This is a genomic window from Shewanella holmiensis (assembly GCF_025370255.1).
Taxonomy (GTDB): Bacteria; Pseudomonadota; Gammaproteobacteria; order Enterobacterales; family Shewanellaceae; genus Shewanella; species Shewanella holmiensis.
This window is the reverse complement of sequence record NZ_JAMTCD010000011.1, coordinates 1-21145: the sequence shown is the minus strand read 5'-3', so window position 1 is coordinate 21145 and position 21145 is coordinate 1. Positions and strand designations below refer to the sequence as shown.

Annotated in this window: 14 protein-coding genes and 1 tRNA gene; 5 read left to right on the top strand and 10 right to left on the bottom strand. The window is 40.6% G+C overall.

The annotated features are described in order from the left end of the window. Positions 1–411 precede the first annotated feature (411 nt). Positions 412–1998 (top strand): S10 family peptidase, encoded by a 1587-nt coding sequence (locus NE535_RS10060; protein ID WP_261298512.1) that lies wholly within the window; start codon positions 412–414, stop codon positions 1996–1998. Here NE535_RS10060 and NE535_RS10055 read toward each other — a convergent pair. The 6 genes from NE535_RS10055 to NE535_RS10030 form a co-directional block, all read right to left on the bottom strand. Continuing rightward, the gene (locus NE535_RS10055) at positions 1995–2834 is read right to left on the bottom strand and encodes a 4'-phosphopantetheinyl transferase family protein (protein ID WP_280925417.1); all 840 of its coding nucleotides are present in this window, start codon (positions 2832–2834) and stop codon (positions 1995–1997) included. The two genes, NE535_RS10060 and NE535_RS10055, sit on opposite strands and share 4 nt — an antisense overlap. Before the next feature lie 514 nt (positions 2835–3348). Further along, positions 3349–5673 carry a methyl-accepting chemotaxis protein gene (locus NE535_RS10050; protein WP_261298511.1) on the bottom strand — a complete coding sequence of 775 codons (2325 nt, stop codon included), beginning with the start codon at positions 5671–5673 and terminating at the stop codon, positions 3349–3351. A gap of 164 nt (positions 5674–5837) precedes the next feature. Then, positions 5838–6077: a MerR family transcriptional regulator gene (locus tag NE535_RS10045; protein ID WP_261298510.1), complete on the bottom strand. Its 240-nt coding sequence runs from the start codon at positions 6075–6077 to the stop codon at positions 5838–5840. A gap of 87 nt (positions 6078–6164) precedes the next feature. Then, positions 6165–6512, bottom strand: a complete 348-nt coding sequence (locus NE535_RS10040) for a hypothetical protein (RefSeq protein ID WP_261298509.1) — start codon at positions 6510–6512, stop codon at positions 6165–6167. A gap of 528 nt (positions 6513–7040) precedes the next feature. Further along, positions 7041–7643 carry a glutathione S-transferase family protein gene (locus NE535_RS10035; RefSeq protein WP_261298508.1) on the bottom strand — a complete coding sequence of 201 codons (603 nt, stop codon included), beginning with the start codon at positions 7641–7643 and terminating at the stop codon, positions 7041–7043. A gap of 53 nt (positions 7644–7696) precedes the next feature. Next, positions 7697–11128: a hybrid sensor histidine kinase/response regulator gene (locus tag NE535_RS10030; RefSeq protein WP_261298507.1), complete on the bottom strand. Its 3432-nt coding sequence runs from the start codon at positions 11126–11128 to the stop codon at positions 7697–7699. Positions 11129–11406: 278 nt separating this feature from the next. Here NE535_RS10030 and acs point away from each other — a divergent pair, with 278 nt between their 5' ends. Next, on the top strand, positions 11407–13359 hold the full coding sequence (gene acs, locus NE535_RS10025) for an acetate--CoA ligase (RefSeq protein WP_261298506.1): 1953 nt from the start codon (positions 11407–11409) through the stop codon (positions 13357–13359). Between the two features lie 247 nt (positions 13360–13606). Here acs and NE535_RS10020 read toward each other — a convergent pair whose 3' ends face one another. Beyond that, positions 13607–15121, bottom strand: coding sequence for a carotenoid oxygenase family protein (locus NE535_RS10020; RefSeq protein WP_261298505.1), 1515 nt, complete (start codon positions 15119–15121; stop codon positions 13607–13609). 67 nt (positions 15122–15188) lie between these two features. Then, entirely contained in the window at positions 15189–15707 is a 519-nt protein-coding gene (locus tag NE535_RS10015) for a DUF2141 domain-containing protein (protein ID WP_261298504.1), read from the bottom strand. A 189-nt stretch (positions 15708–15896) separates the two neighbouring features. Between NE535_RS10015 and NE535_RS10010 the strand changes: the two genes are divergently transcribed. The 3 genes from NE535_RS10010 to NE535_RS10000 all read left to right on the top strand — a co-directional run bounded on the left by NE535_RS10010 (position 15897) and on the right by NE535_RS10000 (position 19127). Next, positions 15897–16748 carry a LytTR family DNA-binding domain-containing protein gene (locus NE535_RS10010; RefSeq protein ID WP_261298503.1) on the top strand — a complete coding sequence of 284 codons (852 nt, stop codon included), beginning with the start codon at positions 15897–15899 and terminating at the stop codon, positions 16746–16748. A gap of 77 nt (positions 16749–16825) precedes the next feature. Next, positions 16826–18628 (top strand): DNA repair helicase RadD, encoded by a 1803-nt coding sequence (gene radD, locus NE535_RS10005; RefSeq protein WP_483414568.1) that lies wholly within the window; start codon positions 16826–16828, stop codon positions 18626–18628. Positions 18629–18866: 238 nt separating this feature from the next. Next, positions 18867–19127 (top strand): GrxA family glutaredoxin, encoded by a 261-nt coding sequence (locus NE535_RS10000; protein WP_261298501.1) that lies wholly within the window; start codon positions 18867–18869, stop codon positions 19125–19127. A 78-nt stretch (positions 19128–19205) separates the two neighbouring features. Here the strand turns inward: NE535_RS10000 and NE535_RS09995 are convergent, their stop codons facing one another. Further along, the gene (locus NE535_RS09995) at positions 19206–20363 is read right to left on the bottom strand and encodes a DcaP family trimeric outer membrane transporter (protein WP_261298500.1); all 1158 of its coding nucleotides are present in this window, start codon (positions 20361–20363) and stop codon (positions 19206–19208) included. A gap of 676 nt (positions 20364–21039) precedes the next feature. Continuing rightward, positions 21040–21115, bottom strand: a tRNA-Lys gene (locus tag NE535_RS09990). Between the last annotated feature and the right edge of the window lie 30 nt (positions 21116–21145).

Here is a 21145-nt window from a genome sequence, read left to right as displayed (position 1 = left end):
ATCTGTGGCGATAAGGTTTCTGCGTCGTAGCAGTCTACTATCAGCAACTTTATTGTAAAAAACCGCTTTAAATACTGATTGATAAACCAGAATAAATGTTAATCATTTACTTAGCGGCTGCATTAGCCATTAATCAAATGATGTTGTCATACTGGCGATGGTAAGCTCACTTAACAATTGGCTAGCTTTATCTTGATAGAACTTTAGCCAACAAGCTCTGCGCCGAATAAACAGCCGTTATCAATTTATCTTGATGACGGCTTTTTGTTATATACACCCAAACAATCTGAAATCGAGCATCTTCAAGTTGATTGGGTATAAAGTGTTACAAATTGCTGATACAGACTAAACTAACTTTGCTCAGTTACATGATAATCTTCAGTCAAATCCTAATAAAAATGAGACGTTACCATGCGCAAACTTCTGATCACATTCTGCACAGTGCTATTTTGCCTGCAATTTAGTTTATTCACTTTTGTCAGTCATGCTGCCGACAACAGCAATAATAGTGGCGCTAATAACACCCCTAGCAACAGCAATCACCTCGTCAACAGAATAAAACGTCAAATCCCAATAGATCAGTACGTTATCACTCAGCATAAAACCACGATATTAGATAAAAAAATTGCTTATAGCGCCACTACAGGGACGCAACCGATTTGGGATGAGCTGGGTAATCCTACAGCCACCCTATTTTATACTTACTACCAACGCACTGATATTAAAGATAATAGCAACCGCCCTCTAGTTATCTCTTTTAACGGTGGCCCAGGTTCGGCGTCGGTGTGGATGCATGTAGCCTATACCGGGCCGCGGGTGCTCAATGTTGATAATGAAGGCTACCCACTACAACCATATGGAGTAAAAAGTAATGATTATTCTATTTTAGATGTGGCCGACATTGTTTTTGTTAATCCGGTGAATACTGGTTACTCGCGCGTTCTGCCCGATGCTGAAGGCAAAATGCCTTCAAAAGATGAACAACAAAAAATGTTTTTTGGTGTGAATGCCGATGTGAGTTATTTAGCAGAATGGATCACCACCTTTGTGTCACGAAACGAGCGCTGGCGTTCACCTAAGTTTTTAATTGGTGAAAGCTATGGCACCACAAGGGTATCGGGCTTAGCACTAGAGCTACAAAAAAACCAGTGGATGTACCCTAATGGCGTCATCCTTGTGTCACCTACCGACATAGGTATTGAACGTAATGGTCCGGTAAAAGCCGCTAATCGTCTCCCCTATTTTGCCGCAACCGCCTGGTACCATAAAGCACTAGAAGAGGGTCTACAGCAACAAGATTTAACCCCGCTATTAGCCGAGGTAGAAAACTTTACCATTAACCAGTATTTGCCAGCATTAGCCAAGGGTAGTTTTATTGATGATGCCGAAAAACAGCGTATTGCCCAACAAGTGGCCCATTATTCAGGTCTGAGTGTGACTGAAGTACTGCAAAGTAATCTAGATATTGATACCGACTACTTTTGGAAAGCCTTACTGCGTGATCGCCAGCAAACGGTTGGACGATTAGACTCTCGTTACTTAGGGATTGATGAAAAGACCGTCGGTGCGCGCCCTGATTACAACGCTGAGCTAACATCGTGGTTGCATAGCTTTACACCGGCAATTAATGATTATCTTCGCACCGAATTAAATTACCAAACGGATATCAAATACAACATGTTTGGTCCAGTTCATCCGTGGGATAGAAGTAATGATCATTCTGGTGAGAACTTGCGTTTAGCGATGGCACAAAATCCCTACCTGAATGTTATGATCCAATCAGGATATTATGATGGCGCCACCAACTATTTTGATGCCAAATACACCATGTGGCAGTTAGACCGCAGCGGTCATATGAAAAACAGACTATCGTTTAAAGGCTATCGAAGTGGCCATATGATGTATTTACGCTATGAGGATTTAAAGCAATCTAATCAAGATTTACGCGAATTTATTCTTTCCAGTTTACCTAATCCTGAGCAAGCGGCTAAATATTAAGCCACTAACAGCTGAGCCAATGATGTTAATACCATTTTTGGCTCAGCGATATTCACTTCATTTGCTAAATCATTAATTCCGATACAAAAACTGAAGCGATAGGTGTCAGTCAAACGCCCAAAGCGGCAAACCCATCGGCAGTTATCGGTAACCGGAGCGGTGAAGTGGATCTCATCATGGCGGCATAATCTGGGTAACGGTGGCGATACTGAAAAGCTGTCTATTTGAAACACATGATTATCTGTAAATGAAAACGAAAATGAACTTAATGATTGCGCCAATCCCTTTCCGGTCGCTTTAATGTAAGCTTCTTTTAATGCCCATAAATCAAAAAAACGCTGCCGCTGCAATACTTCAGGTAATGCGACTAAATCAGCCACTTCATTGGCAGTAAAGTAGTGATTTAGAATGGGCTGAATATTGGTGCTGGCTCGCAGACGCTCGATATCAAGACCAAATAAAACCGCGTTATCTGCAGCATAAGTGCGACTTAAATTTGCGCACGATAACACGCCAATCATCAACCAGTCACCACTGTGGCTTAAGTTAAAATGCAGCCCCGTTTGCGTAAATAGCTCCACTGACAGACTAGGCTTACCTTTCTCACCATATTCAAATTGCCACTGCTGCGGAAGCACATCACTGTGCATAGATAAAACAGCCCGCAATGCTAAGCGAACCTGTAGTGCATTATGCTGAGCCTGCTCAGCTTTATAACGATGTACCTTATTTATTTCATCCTCAGTTAACCAACCTAAAGCCAACCCTTGTTGAAACTGAATTCGACTAAACTGATTATTTAACGGGATAAAATAAACGTGTGGTTGGATCATCATTACATCTCAATTTGAACAAGTGTCATAGTGAATATAGAGAATTAAGTCGTTAATCTAGTTAATATTATCTAACACACTGAATTACTGATAATGAGCACAAGTGTGTTTGTAATAACATAGTTTGTAAAGCCCTTTATCTTTTCCCTCATTAACAGACTTGTACCATCATGCTACTGGTGAGCTAAATTTAACCTCTTATGTCACCTGTATTTTTACAATGCTGCAATAGTATATACATCCAATTAAGTGAGGTGAAAATCACTAATTATCCAATAAATAGTTATGTTAATTGATGATGAACATTTTATCTCTGCTTTGGTTAACAGATAAGTACATGAGGTTTGAAGCTGCCTAAGTTCAATATGTTACATTCAAACTTGAATTTCCCACTGGTAACAAGGCCAAATGACGTGACATTAACGAGTTATGAGAAGTAAACACAACAAAGCCACCTGGCAAGTGGCTGTTTAATAAGTATTTACAATCCAATGTTCAGTTTAATACATATTTTAAGTTATGTTTTAAAACGACCGACTAATTCAAATAATCGATCTGAATTTTGTTGAATATTTGCATTTAAGTTTTCAGATTTGAGTGCCTGCGACGAAACACTTTCTGCTGAAATAGCGATAGATTGAATGTTATTATCCATTTCAAACACCAAGCCGGATTGTACTTTTGTATTTGCTGCAGCTCTTTCTAGTGCATCAGACACTTGGTTAATTAAAGTTGAGATATCATTTAACGCATTTTCAACATGACTACTTTGCTTAACAGTGTCTAGTCCAATTTGTTCACTTTGGTGCATCATTCTAGTCGCCATACTTGCTGTAGATTTTAATTTGTTTATCGTTTCTTGAATATCAGCTGTGCTATCTTGGGTTTTAGCAGCCAAGGTGCGGACTTCATCGGCCACAACTGCAAACCCCCTTCCTTGCTCTCCAGCTCTTGCAGCTTCAATTGCGGCATTCAAAGCTAATAAATTGGTTTGCTCTGCAATACTTTGTATTACCGCAAGTACGCTACCTATATTCTCAACCTCTTTACCCAACGCCTCAATAGTGCCACAACTTTCCCGAAGGCTTGTGGCTAAACTAAGAATCGTTTCTTGATTATTTTTAACAACTTGCCGTCCATCATCAGTCACTAAAGCCGCTTCTTTTGCCGAAAGCATCACTTGAGATGTCACCTCAGCAGTATCTTGCGAAGTGGTATTCAAATTACCAAATGAAATTGCAACATTATCAGTTTGTTTACGTTGCTCAACCATGGCAAGTGTGGTTGTATGGCTAATTTCATTTAACTTATCAATATTGCTTTTAATACTGGCAGAGTTCGAAGCTACTTGAAGTACGATATTGTGCACATTAGAAATAAAACGATTAAACTCCCTTGATAGCTCACCCATTTCATCTTGACGTTTGTCATCTAAACGTTGAGTCAAATCGCCGTCGCCCTCAGCGATATTCTTAAGCGTATTGATCGTTGTCATGATTGGGCTTGTCATGGATTTCGAGAAAATATAACCCGCTAACGCAGACATAATTAAAGCAATACAAATAACCACTATCGAAATTTTCAAAATAGCATTTTGCAGCTCAACCGTTGCTGCAAAAGCTTCATTTTCATTAATTTCGCTCACTAAAACCCAATTCGCATCACCAATTTTAAACGGACGATATGCAGATAACACTCCATCTCCCGCCAAATTTTGATATCGAGTCGAACCAATTTCACCTTTTAATCCAAGTTGGACAGCGTCAGTATTTACCGGTACAACCCCAACAAGCGATCCACTCAATTTAATTCTATTCAAATCAAGCTTAGACATTCCTTGGCTCTCTAGAACAGATAGGTATTTATCCGGATTCTCAATAAACAAACGACTGACACTTCTCAGTTTTGAGTCCTGTCCTACGACATATGTTTCGCCAGTTCCACCAAGACCAATATTTTGCCATGATTGATGATGCGTAAAAATATCATTTAATTGTTTGATTGAAGACTTAACAACTATCACGCCAATGAAGTTATCCATATCAAAAATAGGTGCGGCGATAAACATTATAGGAAAACCCAGACTGGGTTCATAACTTGAGAAGTCCGTAATTGATACCTCACCTTTTACCGGGTTTGCCACAATGGCATTGTAAGCTTGTGCTAAACCAGTATTAGCAAATGGCCCGTTTTTCAAGTTTGTCGCAAAATCAATATTCTTTGATACTGAGTAGACGATATCAGAGGTTTTAGGATCAATAAGTATTAAGTCTTTATAACCAAAGTTTGCAATTAATTCACGGAAGTTAACATGATAAAAACCATGGGACTCAGAGTAAGCAGAGTAATCTGGAGAATAAACTAAGGCATGTTTTTTATCTAAATCAGCATCATTTTGACTAATATAGCTATATTGTAATGCCATAGCATTTGCATTCATTTTATTAAAACTAGTCGAGATAGGTGGGTCTTCTGCATTATATTTTTTAAATAATGGCGCAAACTTTTGCTGATAAAATTGAAAGACTGCAGAAGTTGTTTTCACGACAGGTAAATCTGCTTTTTGGGCATGCGATGAAAAACTGCCACTAAAGTCTGCCATGGCTTCAATTGTTGTTTGACTCGTTGTTATTGAATTGATGTTTTTTTTCACTAAGTCAAAATAGGTTTCAACATTTTCCAAGGTCACATCTCTAACGGATATCAGCTGATTGTTTGCTTGCGCTTCAAGTAGTACTTTTCCTGTAATATTCGCCTCCCAAGAAAGCACAAGAGCTGCCACTAATACTGGAACAAAACCAATGACAGTTGCACCAAGTACTAATTTTCGTCTTATGTTCATAAATGTCCTTTTCAAATAATCAACATATTCATTTTATAATTATTTAAGTTAACCGACCGCATTTGTAAAAAGTTTATATACCCAAAAAACTAAACCCAGTTAACATTAGGAGTTAAAACGTATTTTTACAAATATAAAAGAAGACCTATCATCTCTTAGGGGGATTAAGAAGATAATATTGAGGCGGAAATCAAATTAAGAATTAGCACTATTTGTAGATTTTTAACGCTATTTGAATCTGAATCTTGAGCCCTTTTAATCTGCTTAACAGTTTCGATGTATGTATGGTCGTATACCCGATACTTTCCTTTTCTCAAAGGCTCTGGTATCAAACCAAAAGACTCGTAAAATCTAATTGTTTTAGGTGTTGTTCCGGTTAATTTTGCAAATTCACCAATATACATTGTTTAATTGGGCACCTAGTGCGAAATTAATTGTCGTGGTTTTTTCACGTACCGTGATCCGAGCGTATTTATGCTAGGGCAACAAAATTAATCGCTTTGTGAGGCACCTTGGTGGTTGTATTTATATAGCACATCTCTTACCGCTTTCGATTTAAGTTCAGTAAGAATTACGGATATATAGCCAAACATTGCCATCGCCACAATCAATGCTCCTGATAGACTTTCTGACTGCGAAGAAACAATCCCACCGAACATCAGGGCGGATGAACTCAAAACTGAAATCCAATCGTACGTATTCAGCATATAAGTATTTGTAGGGATATCTTTAGAAATATAGATTGGATTAGCTAATCCATTTAGCCTAATTAGAAGTTTCGTTTTTTTTCGCTCAACTCGAAGGTTGTGCAGCTGCAAATCACGAATTAATTCGTCCATGATATTCCTTTTCCTTTTCCGTTTGTGTGACTAACACTTTTTATATCATCTATTTAGCTATTACTGATTTCTGAAAGCCAAGAGCTGATTGTAATCATTAAGTCTTTGGGGGGAAGATAGCAATCACTCTAAATTGCTTTTTCATCCAGCATAGCTTATCGCGTAACATCATCACTTAAAACGAAATGAATTAGTTTTTTACATGTTCCAGTGAATAAAATCGACCATCACCTGTAAGTTCGCTTAGTCTACTTTCATAGATTACAGTAATGTGTTCTAGTTACAACTTTCAACGAATTTGGGCAAGCTTTGGGCTAATACACTTAGCAATAAACACTGTAAGTCTGTTAAGTAAAATCTATTGCCAATCATATTGTTAATCTGCAACATCAACAATCAGAAATGCGGTGAACCTCTATGGCAGATATAGACAAGCTTTTAGGAATGAACTCACAAAGTGTGGCTACTGTGCTGAATTCTGCCAGTTCTAGTGGCAATTTATGTCAACAATATCGTACGTGGCTAACATTACGCTATCATCCCAACAAACCCACTTTGCTGCTCAACATTGGTAAGCCATTGTTTAATTGATGGATAATTTTTTAAATCAAATCCACCTTGGTGAGCTACATGGGTATAAGCAAACAAAGCAATATCAGCTAAAGTGAATTGTTCCCCCACTAGAAAAGCTGAGTTTTTGAGGGTGAGCTCCATTAAGTCTAATGCTTTATAACCTTTTTTATGAATCGCTTTATATTCATCTAGCCTGTCTTCTGGCATCCCCAAATAATACTGAATGAAGCGGGCGACGGCGATGTATGGCTCATGGCTGTATTGTTCAAAAAACATCCATTGATACATTTTGGCTTTATCAAAAGGATCATTGGGGATCAGTGCAGAGTTTTCAGCTAAATAACCCATAATGGCATTAGATTCAGACAATATTTGGCCGTTTGCGGTTTCAATTAATGGAATTTTGCCAAATGGGTGCTTTTGCAAGTACCAATCGTCCTGTGTATCACCCTGTAAAATATCCATATCATGCCAGTGATGCGGTATGCCAAGCAGACTTAATACCAGTTTGACCTTGTAGCAATTTCCGGACTTGATATCACCATATACTGTTAACATATTTTGCCTTTACTCCATACATTTTTATGCCACTAAAGGGGTTATAAGCTCGATCAGTTTTTCACCAGACTGGAAATAAGCGCTCTTAATGCCGCAGGCTTAACCATTTTAGCCATATAGTGATAACCACGTTTTTCAACATCTTCAACTAACTGTTTATTGGTATTTGCGGTGATCAAAATACCCGGTAAATGTTGCCCATAGCGGGCTCGAATACCATCCATTGCATCCACACCGTTTTGGTCATCGTCAAGGTGATAATCTGCCAGTACGATATCAGGCGCAATCCCTTTCAAACCGAGTTTAATTCGTGCATCGGCCAAATCTTTGGCACAAACCACCTCACATTGCCAACGAGTTAATAATGATTCTAACCCCGCTAAAATAGCTTCTTCATTATCAATACATAATACTTTTACACCCGCTAACGGCTGCAACAAACTGGAATGGGGTTTGGTTTCAAGCTCATGCACGGTTTTACCTAATGGCACCAAGACTGAAAACATTGAGCCATCACCTAATTGTGATGTGACATTAATGTCATGTTCAAGCACTTTGCTGATCCTATCGGCAATAGCTAATCCTAAACCTAGGCCGCTAACATTGCGACTACTTGGATGGTTTAAGCGTTTAAACTCACGAAATATTTCTTTAATGTCATCGGCACCAATGCCACATCCTGTATCGAACACTTGAATTTCAATATGATCACCGCGGCGGCGACAACCCATTAACACCCTGCCGCCTCTTGCATAACGATAAGCATTAGTGAGGAAGTTTTGTAAAATACGTCTGAGTAATGCGGGATCTGAGTTAACGGTTAATTTTGAGGGGATTAAAGTAAACTTAATTTGGCTATCTTGCGCCATAGCATCAAATTCGATTGCTAAGGCATTAAGCACCTCGCCCACAGCAAAGTCTCGGCGGTTAACCTCAACCATGCCAGAATCCAGCTTAGAAATATCCAACAAATCCGTTAGCAATTCACCAGCCGTTTTTAATGAGCTGTTAACATGAGTAAGCGTGGTTCGGGCTTCTAAATCTAAATTTGGATATTGAGATAAAGACGCGGTAAATAACCTTGCCGCATTAAGAGGTTGCATTAAATCATGACCGACGGCCGCTAAAAAGCGGGTTTTAGAAGCATTAGCCAGTTCTTCTTGGGCTTTAGCTTCAAGCAATTCACTGTTAAGTAGCGCTAACTCATAAGTGCGCTCTTTAACCCTTTCTTCTAACGTTTCATTGGCTTCTTTTAAGGCTTTTTCCTGTAAACGATACTGAGTAATATCAGTAAAGGTCATGACAAAGCCTCCATCAGGCATAGGATTGCCTTGAATTTTAATGACCTTGCCGTCTTTGCGTTCACGCTCTGAAATATGAGGCGTGCCATTGCGCATGTGCTGTACACGCACCTCGACTTGATGGTCAATATCCCCCGCGCCACAAAAGCCCCTAGCAGCATTAAATCTCACCACTTCACTAATAGGCATACCTTGTTTCAAAAAGCCTTCAGGATATTGATAAAGCTCGGCATATTTGAAATTCCACGCCATCAAATTAAGATCTTTATCAACAACACTCATGCCCTCATAAGCATGTTCAATTGCACCGCGTAACATGTCCTGACTTAAAATGATTTTTGATGAGGCTTCATCCACTAAGCTAAAGACTTCATCTAGTGCCAAGTCACGTCCCTGCATGACAGAGTCCATCACCAACTTAGCACTGGATGCACCTAGTACCCCAGCCAACATGTGTTCTGTATGGGCGATAAGTTCATCGGGCGCAGCTTTATGCCAACTGTCACTTTTAACTGCGTCGGCTGAAAAACGGCTAAAGCTTTCATAGGCGCGGGTTGGGCTAACAAAGCGGCTGGCGAGGATCAGTAAATCCTGCTGGGCAATCGGCCCCTGACGCTTATTGTCATTTTGTTTTAAATGCCAGGGTTTAACAAAGTTACTGGCTTGAATTCGCTCAGCAACACCAGCTCTGAACCATAAAGACCCTAAGACATAACAAACTATATTGGCTAATAGCGCAGTTAGAATATCACTGACATTGGGTTTGATGGTGTCTAATATGCCCTGATTGGCGCCAAAATGAGCCAGTGCGCTAACATCATTATCACTGAAAAACAGAATGTAACACCACAAACTAAAGCCCACACTTAAGCCTAAGTAAACCCCATTTCGGTTACCGTATTTCCAATACAAACCACCAATTAAGGCTGGCGCAAGCTGGGCGAAGGCGCCAAAGGACAACATCCCTAAGTGTGACAGTGAATCACTGTCAACAAAGGTTAAGTAGCTGATATAGCCAAATCCAAGAATAATGACAATAGCCAAACGTCTGGCATTAAGGAGTAACTGCGAAAATTGACTGAAATTTTTCTGCCTGATTTGCCCAGTTCTCAGCATGATTGGTACTAGCCATTCATTACTGATCATTACGCTGATAGTGACCACAGCCACAATCACCATGCCAGTTGCGGCTGATAAGGTACCCAATAGCGCAATGACCGCCAATATGGGCTGGTCTAACGCCAGCGGTAAATTAATCACATAAGTATCGGCAGCGACGCTATCACCTAATAATATTTTACCTGCAAGCGCTAAAGGCGCGACAAAAATACCAAATAATGCTAGATAAATTGGGAATATCCAGCGGGCTTTTTTGAGAATAGATTCTCCGCCACACTCAACTACCATCACATGAAACTGTCTTGGCATACACAAAAAAGCTGCCATACCAACCACTAGCTCGGGCAAGAGCGACTCAATTCTTAACTGGCCAAATTCAATTAAATCACGCTCATTTGCCTGCTGCCAAATATCATCAAAGCCATCAAAAAAACCAAAACTGATTACCACCCCCACCAGCAAAAATGCGGTTAACTTCACCAATGACTCAAAGGCAATAGCGACCATCATGCCAGGATTGTGTTCGGTGGCATCTAACTTGCGAGTACCAAATAAAATGGCAAATACAGCCAAAATAAAGGTGATCAGTAAAGGCACGCCCTGCTGGTTTAAAGGCGCATCTGCGGGTTGAAATAAATTCAGCGAAAACACCATGGCTTTGAGCTGCAAAGCGATGTACGGCATGATGCCAAATAAAGCAATCAAAGTGACTAACGCCGCAAGCAACTGGGACTTACCATATCGAGCAGCAATAAAGTCAGCCACTGAGGTAATATTTTGCGCTTTAGACACTACCACCATTTTGCGAAGCAACCCAAAACCAAAGGTAAAAATGATGATCGGGCCAATAAAAATCGGTAAAAAAGACCACAAATTATTGGCAGACTGGCCAACAGTGCCAAGAAAGCTCCAAGATGAGCAATAAACCGCTAGGCTCAAACCATAAATCCACACTTGCACTTTTTGGGTGATTTTAGTGAACCAACGTTCTGCCCCCCACGCCAAAATAAACAGCAGCGACACATAACACACGGCAATAATTGCCACAAAAAGAGTTAAATTCATAACGCGATTTATTACCTTGAATTATTGAATGAGTCATCCGATATCATTCTTGTTGTTATTTGGTTATCTTTTCAAAGCCTTCAATGATTGTCCATTAAACAAGCAATATCATGTTGCGCAATAGAATTCACAACATACATGTCTAAAAGTACAACAGTTTAGCACGTGCAACAGGTTAAATAATAAGGACTTTATTAAACTAGACCAAGGTCTAATAGTGTTCTAAGCCTGTTGCAGATGATACTTTCACCACGCCATTTATAGAAAGGGAAGCCCCTATGAGCTCGCAGTCTCTCTACAAAGTGCCTAGCGCTATCGCTGAAAATGCACTGGTCGATAATGATCAATATAAAAAAATGTACCAGGAGTCCATTGTTAATCCAGAAGGTTTCTGGAGAGAACATGGTAAGCGCATTGATTGGATCAAGCCTTACACTAAAGTGAAAAAAACCTCGTTTGACGATCACAATTTATCAATCAATTGGTTTTATGATGGCACATTAAACGCCTCAGCCAACTGTTTAGACCGTCACCTTGAAAAAAATGGTGACACTGTTGCAATTATTTGGGAAGGCGATGACGCCAGTGAGCAACGCAAAATCACCTATGCTGAACTGCATGCTGATGTATGTAAGTTTGCCAACGCCCTGCGAAGCCAAGGCGTGACTAAAGGTGATGTGGTTACCATGTACATGCCTATGGTACCTGAAGCTGCTGTAGCAATGCTGGCCTGTGCCCGTATTGGTGCCATTCACTCTGTCGTGTTTGGTGGTTTTTCCCCAGACTCGATCGCCTCTCGCGTGATTGACGGTAAATCAAAAGTTATTATCACTGCCGATGAAGGTATTCGTGGTGGACGTAAAATCCCACTAAAACGCAGTGTCGATGAAGCAATTGCACACCCAGATGTGAACTGTGTTGAAAAGGTCATTGTCCTTAACCGTACTGGTGGCGACATCGATTGGGTTGAAGGCCGTGACATCTGGTGGAATGCATTGATGGATGTTGCATCAGAACATTGCCAATATGAAGAAATGGGTGCAGAAGACCCACTATTCTTGCTGTATACCTCTGGCTCAACCGGTAATCCTAAAGGTGTGTTACACACCACTGGTGGTTACATGGTTTATGCATCAATGACCCATGAATATGTGTTTGATTATAAACCGGGTGAAGTTTACTGGTGTACTGCCGATGTGGGTTGGATTACGGGCCACTCCTATATGGTTTATGGTCCCCTCGCTAATGGCGCCACTGTGCTAATACATGAGGGCGTGCCTAATTCACCTACACCTTCTCGTTTAGGTGAAATGATTGACCGTCATAAAGTGAATATTCTTTATACTGCACCCACGTTAATTCGTGCGTTAATGGCTGAAGGTAAAGAGCAATTCAGTGATTATAAAGGTGATTCACTGCGCATTATGGGCTCAGTTGGTGAACCAATTAACCCTGAAGCATGGCGTTGGTACCATGAAGTGATTGGACATGAGCAATGCCCAATTGTAGACACTTGGTGGCAAACTGAAACCGGCGGCATTTTGATTAGCCCATTACCGGGTGCGACTGATACTAAGCCTGGTTCCGCAACACGTCCTTTCTTTGGTGTGCAACCTGCCCTAGTCGATAACATGGGTAACATTGTTGACGGTGCAACAGAAGGCAATTTAGTTATTTTAGATTCATGGCCAGGACAAATGCGTACCATTTATGGCGACCACGATCGTTTTGCTCTAACTTACTTTAAAACCTTCCGTGGTATGTACTTCACTGGTGACGGTGCTCGCCGTGACGAGGACGGGTATTACTGGATTACTGGTCGTGTGGATGACGTCATTAACGTATCAGGTCACCGTTTAGGTACCGCTGAGGTTGAAAGCGCTTTAGTTGCACATGAACTAGTAGCAGAAGCCGCGGTAGTGGGATACCCACATGACATTAAAGGTCAGGGTATTTATGCCTACGTCACTTTAACGCGTGATGTGGAACCTACTGAAGAGTTACGTCAAGAGTTGCGTTTATGGGTTCGTAAAGAAATTGGCGCGTTAGCTACACCGGATTTAATTCAGTGGGCAACAGGATTACCTAAAACCCGTTCAGGCAAAATTATGCGTCGTTTCTTACGTAAAATTGCCGCTAACGAGGTAACCAATTTAGGTGATTCTTCAACACTGGCCGATCCAGCGGTTATTGATACCTTAATTGAAACGCGTTTAAACAAAACTGAGTAGCAACAAACTGAGTTGAACAGAAACCCACTGTTCAACCCTTTTGCTCGCATAAACACGAGCGGCTTATTTCCATTTGTTATTTCCATCCACCCTAGAGAAATACTAACCAGTTTCTCTTTTTCGCCCCTCATTATGAGGGGCTTTTTTTGGCTAGTGCTTATTTGATTCTGCAAATTGATAACCTGCACAAACCTGACAGCACACCTGCCCAGCTATGTTTTAATCAGTTAGATATGAGTTAGTTTTGTTAACCCGCGACAAAATTACCATGAAAGCCCAGTGGCAGATGATGAGAAAGCCAGGCACGAGCTAAAGGACCGGATGCTAAGTCATTCGCCGCAAAAATATTCAAGCAAGTGCGTTTGCTCGGCACATGCAATGCGGTGCCCATTAAGTAGCCGCTGCCTTCAACCCCTTTTGGGCACACACTAACATGCTCTTCAACTAAATAATCATCGCCAAAATGATAATGCTGCGTTGCACCGGTATCAATGTGCAAAGACGACAAGGTATCGCTCCATAAGCTGCTAGATTTAGCTGACAAGTGATACAAATACTGATTTTTAAGCCCCACAAGATGGTCGCATACCCGCGGGAACTCACTGCTATCGCCCACGGTTTGCATATCATAAGTGCCATCAATATATAAACTAAACAGCGCTGTTTGCGCCTTAACACTTGCCTGCGACATCATACCTTGCATCACATTCGCCAACTTATGCAGCACATCAACATTAGGATACAAGCTAGCGTCAAAGTGAATGGTGCCATTGGCTTCTTCCCACGCATTACCATAATGAAATGCAAAACCTGCGGGTAACTCAAAGCGTTTAGTCACCTTAAGAGACTGCTTATTGATCACCAATACACTCATTGACATATCGCGATTATATTGAGTGCGGGCAAAATTGCCTTCAATCGCCTTATCAACAAACAATGACGGTAAAATAATTAGCACACTTTTATCGGTAATCAAAAAATCATGCAGCATACCGCCACGGTATTGGCTGTTAATTAGCCCTACATTTTTAACTTTGCCATTAGCCGCTAATTGATAAATCACCACCTGACCTGATGGATGCAACCCAAAATTCCAAATATCCCCATTAGGGTCAATTTTAGGGTGCGCTGAAAAAGGCAGTCCTTTTAAGCTGTTTTCATATTTTGACCCCGCGCCTAAATTAACCTGTTGAGTATATTGCATGGTATCTCGGTCAATTTGAGACGGTGATCCTCCCTCCCACAGCGCCCAAAGATCATCCCCCACAGCAATAATATTAGTATTCGCGGTATTAACCATATCAGCGTTGGTCACAGGCAAAGCATGGGCAATTTTAGTATCAGGACCCGAGTAAACAAACCGCTGTGCCTGCTGCTCTTTAGCAAACTTAGGCGTGTTAATAAATTGGCCACGGTGGACTATTTTTTGGTCGCTAATCTCAAAGCGCTGCAACATACCGTCGCCTTCAAAGGCATGTAAATAACGAATGTCGCCACGCTCATATTTGCCAGGGCCGTTACGATAAAAAACACCTTGTAAGTCGGCAGGTATACGCCCTTCAATCGTCAGCGGTTGCGGCTCAAAATTGGCTTCAACATTAGCAAAACCAATTAACTCAGGGTGCTGTGCCAGCGCCTGATTAAATTGCTGCTTAATATTCACCACAACAGGGGCAGATGATGCCAGCGCATTCATTGCACCGGGCAACATGCTTGATGCCCCTATTACACTCATCCCTTTTAAAAATTGTCTGCGTTGCATGCTCATCTCCAAAATTGTCACCTTCAAAATTACCATCTGCAAAATTGTCATCTTCAAAATGAGTGGCTTAATAAATGATCTGTGTGTGGTTAATCTGGGTTGATGGGTCTTCAGTGACCGTAAAAGCAGCGTCCGTATAAGCAACAGGGCCATAATTAGGTTTAGCATTGTTGGAAAAACCATACCCTTCAGATGGCATGCCAAATAAATTGGTGTCTAACGTGCCGTTATTATTCTCGTCCTGATAAAAGCGCACCACATACTCCCCAGCCGGAACATCGGTAAAAGACACAAAATTAAGCCCCGCTTTAGCCTGAATGTAAGTCGCAGTTAGCGCATTGTCATTTAAGTAATTATCTTCACCCTTAAACAGCTGCACATAAATCTTACTTTGCTGGGCATTTACCCCTGCAATCTCAAGCTTAATATCTGCGGCAAAAGTGGAGGAATTAACCCACATAGATGCAAATAACACCGAAAGCGCTAATAAGGATGATTTACCCATTTTGCCCCCCTTGGTTTGAGTCAATAACGTCACTTCATTATGTGTCAATGGTCGAGCCAGTTTAGTCGCGAATATCGGCATTGTTATATTCCTATCGTCTGTGATAAATGTGCTATTTCAAATGGCCGTTAGCCTCGACATAAACCGAGCCAACCTCGCCATTGCTTCGTGTTGAAAAGACGATAGAATGGTGCGATAAAAAATCAAAGTCGCTTTTCGTAAAGTGACCCAAAAACTTCGTAAAATGTAACTAAAAAGGAATGTGTACCTTTGACGAATCGTGAAATACCCTCAAATAATCAACAACTAAAATCTGAGCCCACTAAAAACAAATTACTGCAGCAACTGCTTATTGTGGTGTCTATTGGGTTATTTATTGGCTTTATGCGCCCCTTCGGTATGGATCAATTCACCCTATTATTGTCAATGAGTTATTGGGTGTTTACCTGTGTTTGTGGCTATTTAATTTATATGCCACTGATTAACTTAGGCCATAAATACTTAGCAAAAAGCGTCACTACGCTCTGGCAACGGGTAGCCATTTCATCACTGTTAGCCAGCCTAATAATGAGCCTAATTGTGCCTTTTATTGGCTGGCTGTTTTTTGAACAAACATTACATTTAGCTGATAATTTTCTACTCGCACTGCCTAATACCCTGGTTATTGGCAGTATCATTACCTTTATTAGCATGTTACAAAATCATGTTGATCATCAAAAACAGCAGCTTGAACAGTCACAACACGTCATTGAGCAATCGAAAAAGGTCATTGAGCGGCATCAACAAAACAATGATATCAATGCCCTTCAAATTGAGCAGTTTATGGCGTTGTTACCGTTAGAAAAACGCGGAAAATTATTGTGTTTAGAAATGGATGATCACTATTTAAAAGTACACACAGACAAAGGCCAACATATGCTGTTAATGCGCTTAAAAGATGCCTTAATGCAGCTAGAAGGGTTTCCTGGCTTGCAAACACATCGTTCCTGGTGGGTAGCAAACCATGCAGTGGTGTCGGTCAATAAAGAAAATAGAAAAATGTCATTGCTGTTAACCAATCACCTTGAAGTGCCAGTTTCTCGCACTTTTGTTGAAGCCGTTAAAGCTAACCTGGCCCTATAACCATGATATTATCTGGCCATAACTAACCCAATGTATGTTGAACCTAATATTTGAAAGCTTCTACTGACACACCTACTTTGCAACTGCGCGATTACCAACAAGATTCGGTAAACGCTGCGATCAAGCACTTTCGCAGCAGCCAACAATCTGCCGTATTGGTTTTGCCAACGGGTGCAGGTAAAAGCATTGTTATTGCTGAACTTGCTCGTATTGCCAACGGTAATGTATTAGTGCTAACCCATGTAAAAGAATTAGTCGCACAAAATGCTGAAAAAGTCGGTTTACTCACCCAAGATGCCAGTATTTACTCCGCCGGGTTAAACCAGAAAAAAGCTAACGGGAAAACCGTCGTCGCCAGCATACAGTCAGCAGCGCGATCATTAGATAAATTTAATCAGCCTTTTTCGCTAGTGATTATTGATGAATGCCATCGTGTCAGTAATGAAAAAACCAGCCAGTATCAGCAAATTCTACAACACCTAAAAAAGCAAAACCCTGCGATTAAAATTCTAGGGCTCACCGCGACCCCTTATCGTTTGGGCATTGGCTGGATATATCATCACCATTACCACGGTAAAGTTGGCAACACTGACAATGCTGTGTTCGATAAATGTATCTTTGAATTACCCATGCGCCCGCTTATCAAGCAAGGCTTTTTAACTGCGCCTAAGTTATTTGATGGCCTCAGTGCCCAGTACGATTTTAGTCAACTTAAACCGACAGAAAGCGGCGAGTTTAATCAGCAAGAAGTGGAATCGATACTCAACCATCAAGGTCGTGCCACAACCGCGATAGTCAAACAAATCGTCCAACTGGCAAATGTTCGTAAAGGGGTGATTATTTTTGCTGCAACCGTACGCCACGCGCATGAAATTATTGGCTTATTGAATAAACTGCTTAGCAGCGTCGCGGTATTGAATGAATCAACTGACTTAAGCTCAACGGCATTAGTTGCACCAGGTTGTGCGGCTTTAATAACGGCCGACACTCCCCATAATGAACGCGACACCATTATTGATGCCTTTAAAGCGCAGCAGATTAAATACATAGTCAATGTCGCCGTTCTCACCACAGGCTTTGATGCGCCCCATGTGGACTTAATTGCTATTTTAAGACCGACAGCATCAGTTAGCTTATTTCAGCAAATGGTGGGGCGTGGGCTTCGTTTAGCACCAGATAAAGCTGATTGCCTGGTAATTGATTATGCGGCTAATGGTTTCGATTTATATTTTCCTGAGGTGGGCCAGATAAAACCCAATAGTAAATCCGTGCCAGTGCAGGTGCATTGTCCAGTCTGCCAATTTGCCAACACTTTTTGGGGACTGGTAGATAACGATGGCGATATCATTGAACATTTTGGACGACGTTGTCAGGGATTAATGACTGATGAAGCCAACATTGCAATACAATGCGACTTTCGCTTTCGTTCAAAAGCTTGTCCAGATTGCGGTGCTGAAAATGATATTGCCGCCAGAATATGCCAAAACTGTAACTCAACCTTAATCGATCCAGATAAGCGACTTAAGCAAGTTTTACAATCACAACACCATCACTTATTTAAGTGTCAGCAAATGCTGTTTACCCAAGATAAGAATTGCCTAGTCATTCAATACATTGATATTGAAGGTAATGATTTTAAGCAACATTTCAAGTTTGACACATCACCACAAAAGAAAGCTTTTTATGCTGCATTTGTGCTTAGTCATACTCGTACGCCTGGGATGCCCCATCCTAAATATGATAATGTTGGACAAGTTTTAGCCGATCAACTTAGATTCAGACAGCCTGATTTATTATTACTGAAAAAACAAAAGCAGCATTGGAAATTAGTTGATCTCTTTTTTGACTATCAAGGTAAATATAAAACCGATTTTAGTTAACGGTAATGCCCCTTGGCCTAGAGTGATTGGCTAAAAATGACAATTAATGACTCGCACCAATCCGTTTCTAAAAATCAACGTATGTGCGTAGCCAAGCAATCTCTATTACGCTTAATTGCTGTTTTTGCATCCACATTTGATCTGCCTAGACGAAGGTTAAGCCAAATTCACTTCATCAGGTTATGAATTGGAAAATAGTTGTGCTATAAACACAACAAATCGAAAAGTAGGAGTTATTATGTTTGTTGTTATTTTTGGTCGCCCTGGCTGTCCATACTGTGTTCGTGCAGTTGAATTATCTGAAAAATTAACTGCACACCGTGAAGATTTTAAATTTAAGTATGTGGATATTCACGCAGAAGGGATTTCTAAAGCAGATTTATCTAAAAGTGTCGGCAAAACGGTTGAAACCGTGCCACAGATTTTTGTTGATGAAGTTCCAATTGGCGGATACACGGATTTTGATCAATATGTTCGTCAAAATGGCTTGCTTGATTAAGACTTATTGATAATAAAAAAGGACTCTAACAGTGTTAGGGTCCTTTTTTTATCGCTTTAAAGAGTTCCCCTGAAGGGATTAAAGAACATATTTAGCCGAGAACATAATGCGATTCAAATCGCCATCAACACCATCTTCTCTTTCATTTAATGCGTGCATGTATTCAACACCAAAGGTTAATGGCTTAGACGGAGAGTACAGTAAGTTTACATATCCAGAATACGCTTCTTTGTTAACACTGCCACCAGTTAAGTTGACATCATTATCGGCAGAGAAACCTGATAGAGTAAAGCTTGAACGCCATTGTTCGCTCCACCAGTGACGATAAGAAACAAAACCACCATATGAAGTAATGGTTTGGATTTCATTATTACTGTCTAGCACACCCGCGTTAGCGTAGTTTAAGGCCATGTAACGGCCTAAGCCTTCACCATAAGTCGCGGTAAATTTAAAATCATCTTTACCTACGGGGATCACACCTGCAAAGCTAACACCATAACCCACATCAGTAGAATCTAACTGTGTTGTGCCTTGAAGTTCTTCAACATTCAATTGGCGCACAATAGCCGCTAATGAATACGCAGCGCCACCTTCTTGAGAAAAGTTATAACGGGCGATCACATCAGGAACAACGCCACTACCACTGGTAATACGTGCACCACCTGTATTATTAGGGGTCAGTGTAGTTTCGGGGTTTTCTAATGCGATTTGGAAATTACCGCTAGTGTATTTAATCAATGCTTGGCGAACAAAAGGCGTACCATCAGCTGCGCCAACAAAATCTAAGTTTTCAGGCAAAGCACCCGGATTTTGGAATGTGGTCCAGGTTTGGCCTATGGTCCAATTGTCATACGTCACAAAAGCATGGCGGATCCGAGGAGAATAACTATTTGATACACGTTCGTTACCATCGGTATGAGTCATAAAGTCTAACTCAATAAAACCCGTTAACGAGTGACCACCTTCCAAATCCGTGACGGTTTTAAAATTAAAGCGTGATTCGCGAGCTTGAAAGTCGACAACCTGTTTGCCATTACCTTTTTCACCGTAAATAGTACCTGGGACATAAAACTGGCGAGATAAACTGCCTGAATCCGGTGCACCATTACCGTAATCACTGAACATAACGTCCGCTTTAATATAGCCACCAAAGGTCATGTCAGTTTTAGCATACGCAGTACCTGTCATAGCCAGCATCGCCCCAGAAATCAATGCTGCAAGTTTAAGATGTTTCATCCGTGCTCTCCAAATTATTGTTTTAATCTTGAGCAATATGTCTTAATTAACAAAAATGAAACATTAGCAATAGGTCTATAAGACAAAAGTAGAGAAGTAAACACTAAACTAGGACAAAATACGCAAATCAATAAAAATAGCTATCAATTGTAATTAGCCATTTATTTTTCAACAAACGTAATCTTAACCAGCCTGATGCTGGTTCGGTAGGAATGTCGATTTGCCATTAAGCAAAGCTGGGAGCTTGGTAAAGCAGCAACGAATATACAGAATGCACAACCAACGCAATCAAATATATAAAGCATTATAAAACATAAACTTATGCCAAAAACAAAATTCACCTAGGTGAACTTTGCTATTGATACGTAACTTCAACTTAATTAACAGCGTAAAATTTAAGGTTAAATCTAAAATCTTGAATATCGACGTCTAAAGTCATTCAGATTGTTAACCAGTGGTGAAACGAATTTAATCTTAGAAAATTAGATAGTTGAATAATTAAAGAATGAAAGGAGTTATTTGAAGTTTATCGGTTTTGTAGTATTGAGGACTAAAACTTATTAAGAGATATTGATTTGAATTTAGGAATGGGTATTAAAATATTAAGACGGTAACGACTTGATGAAATATTAACTGCAGTGATTGATTTAAATTCTTTAGCCACGATTTAAAAAAGTGGTGGGTCGTGAAGGATTCGAACCTTCGACCAATTGGTTAAAAGCCAACTGCTCTACCGACTGAGCTAACGACCCATCTTGGTTTTATTAACCTTTTACGGTTAA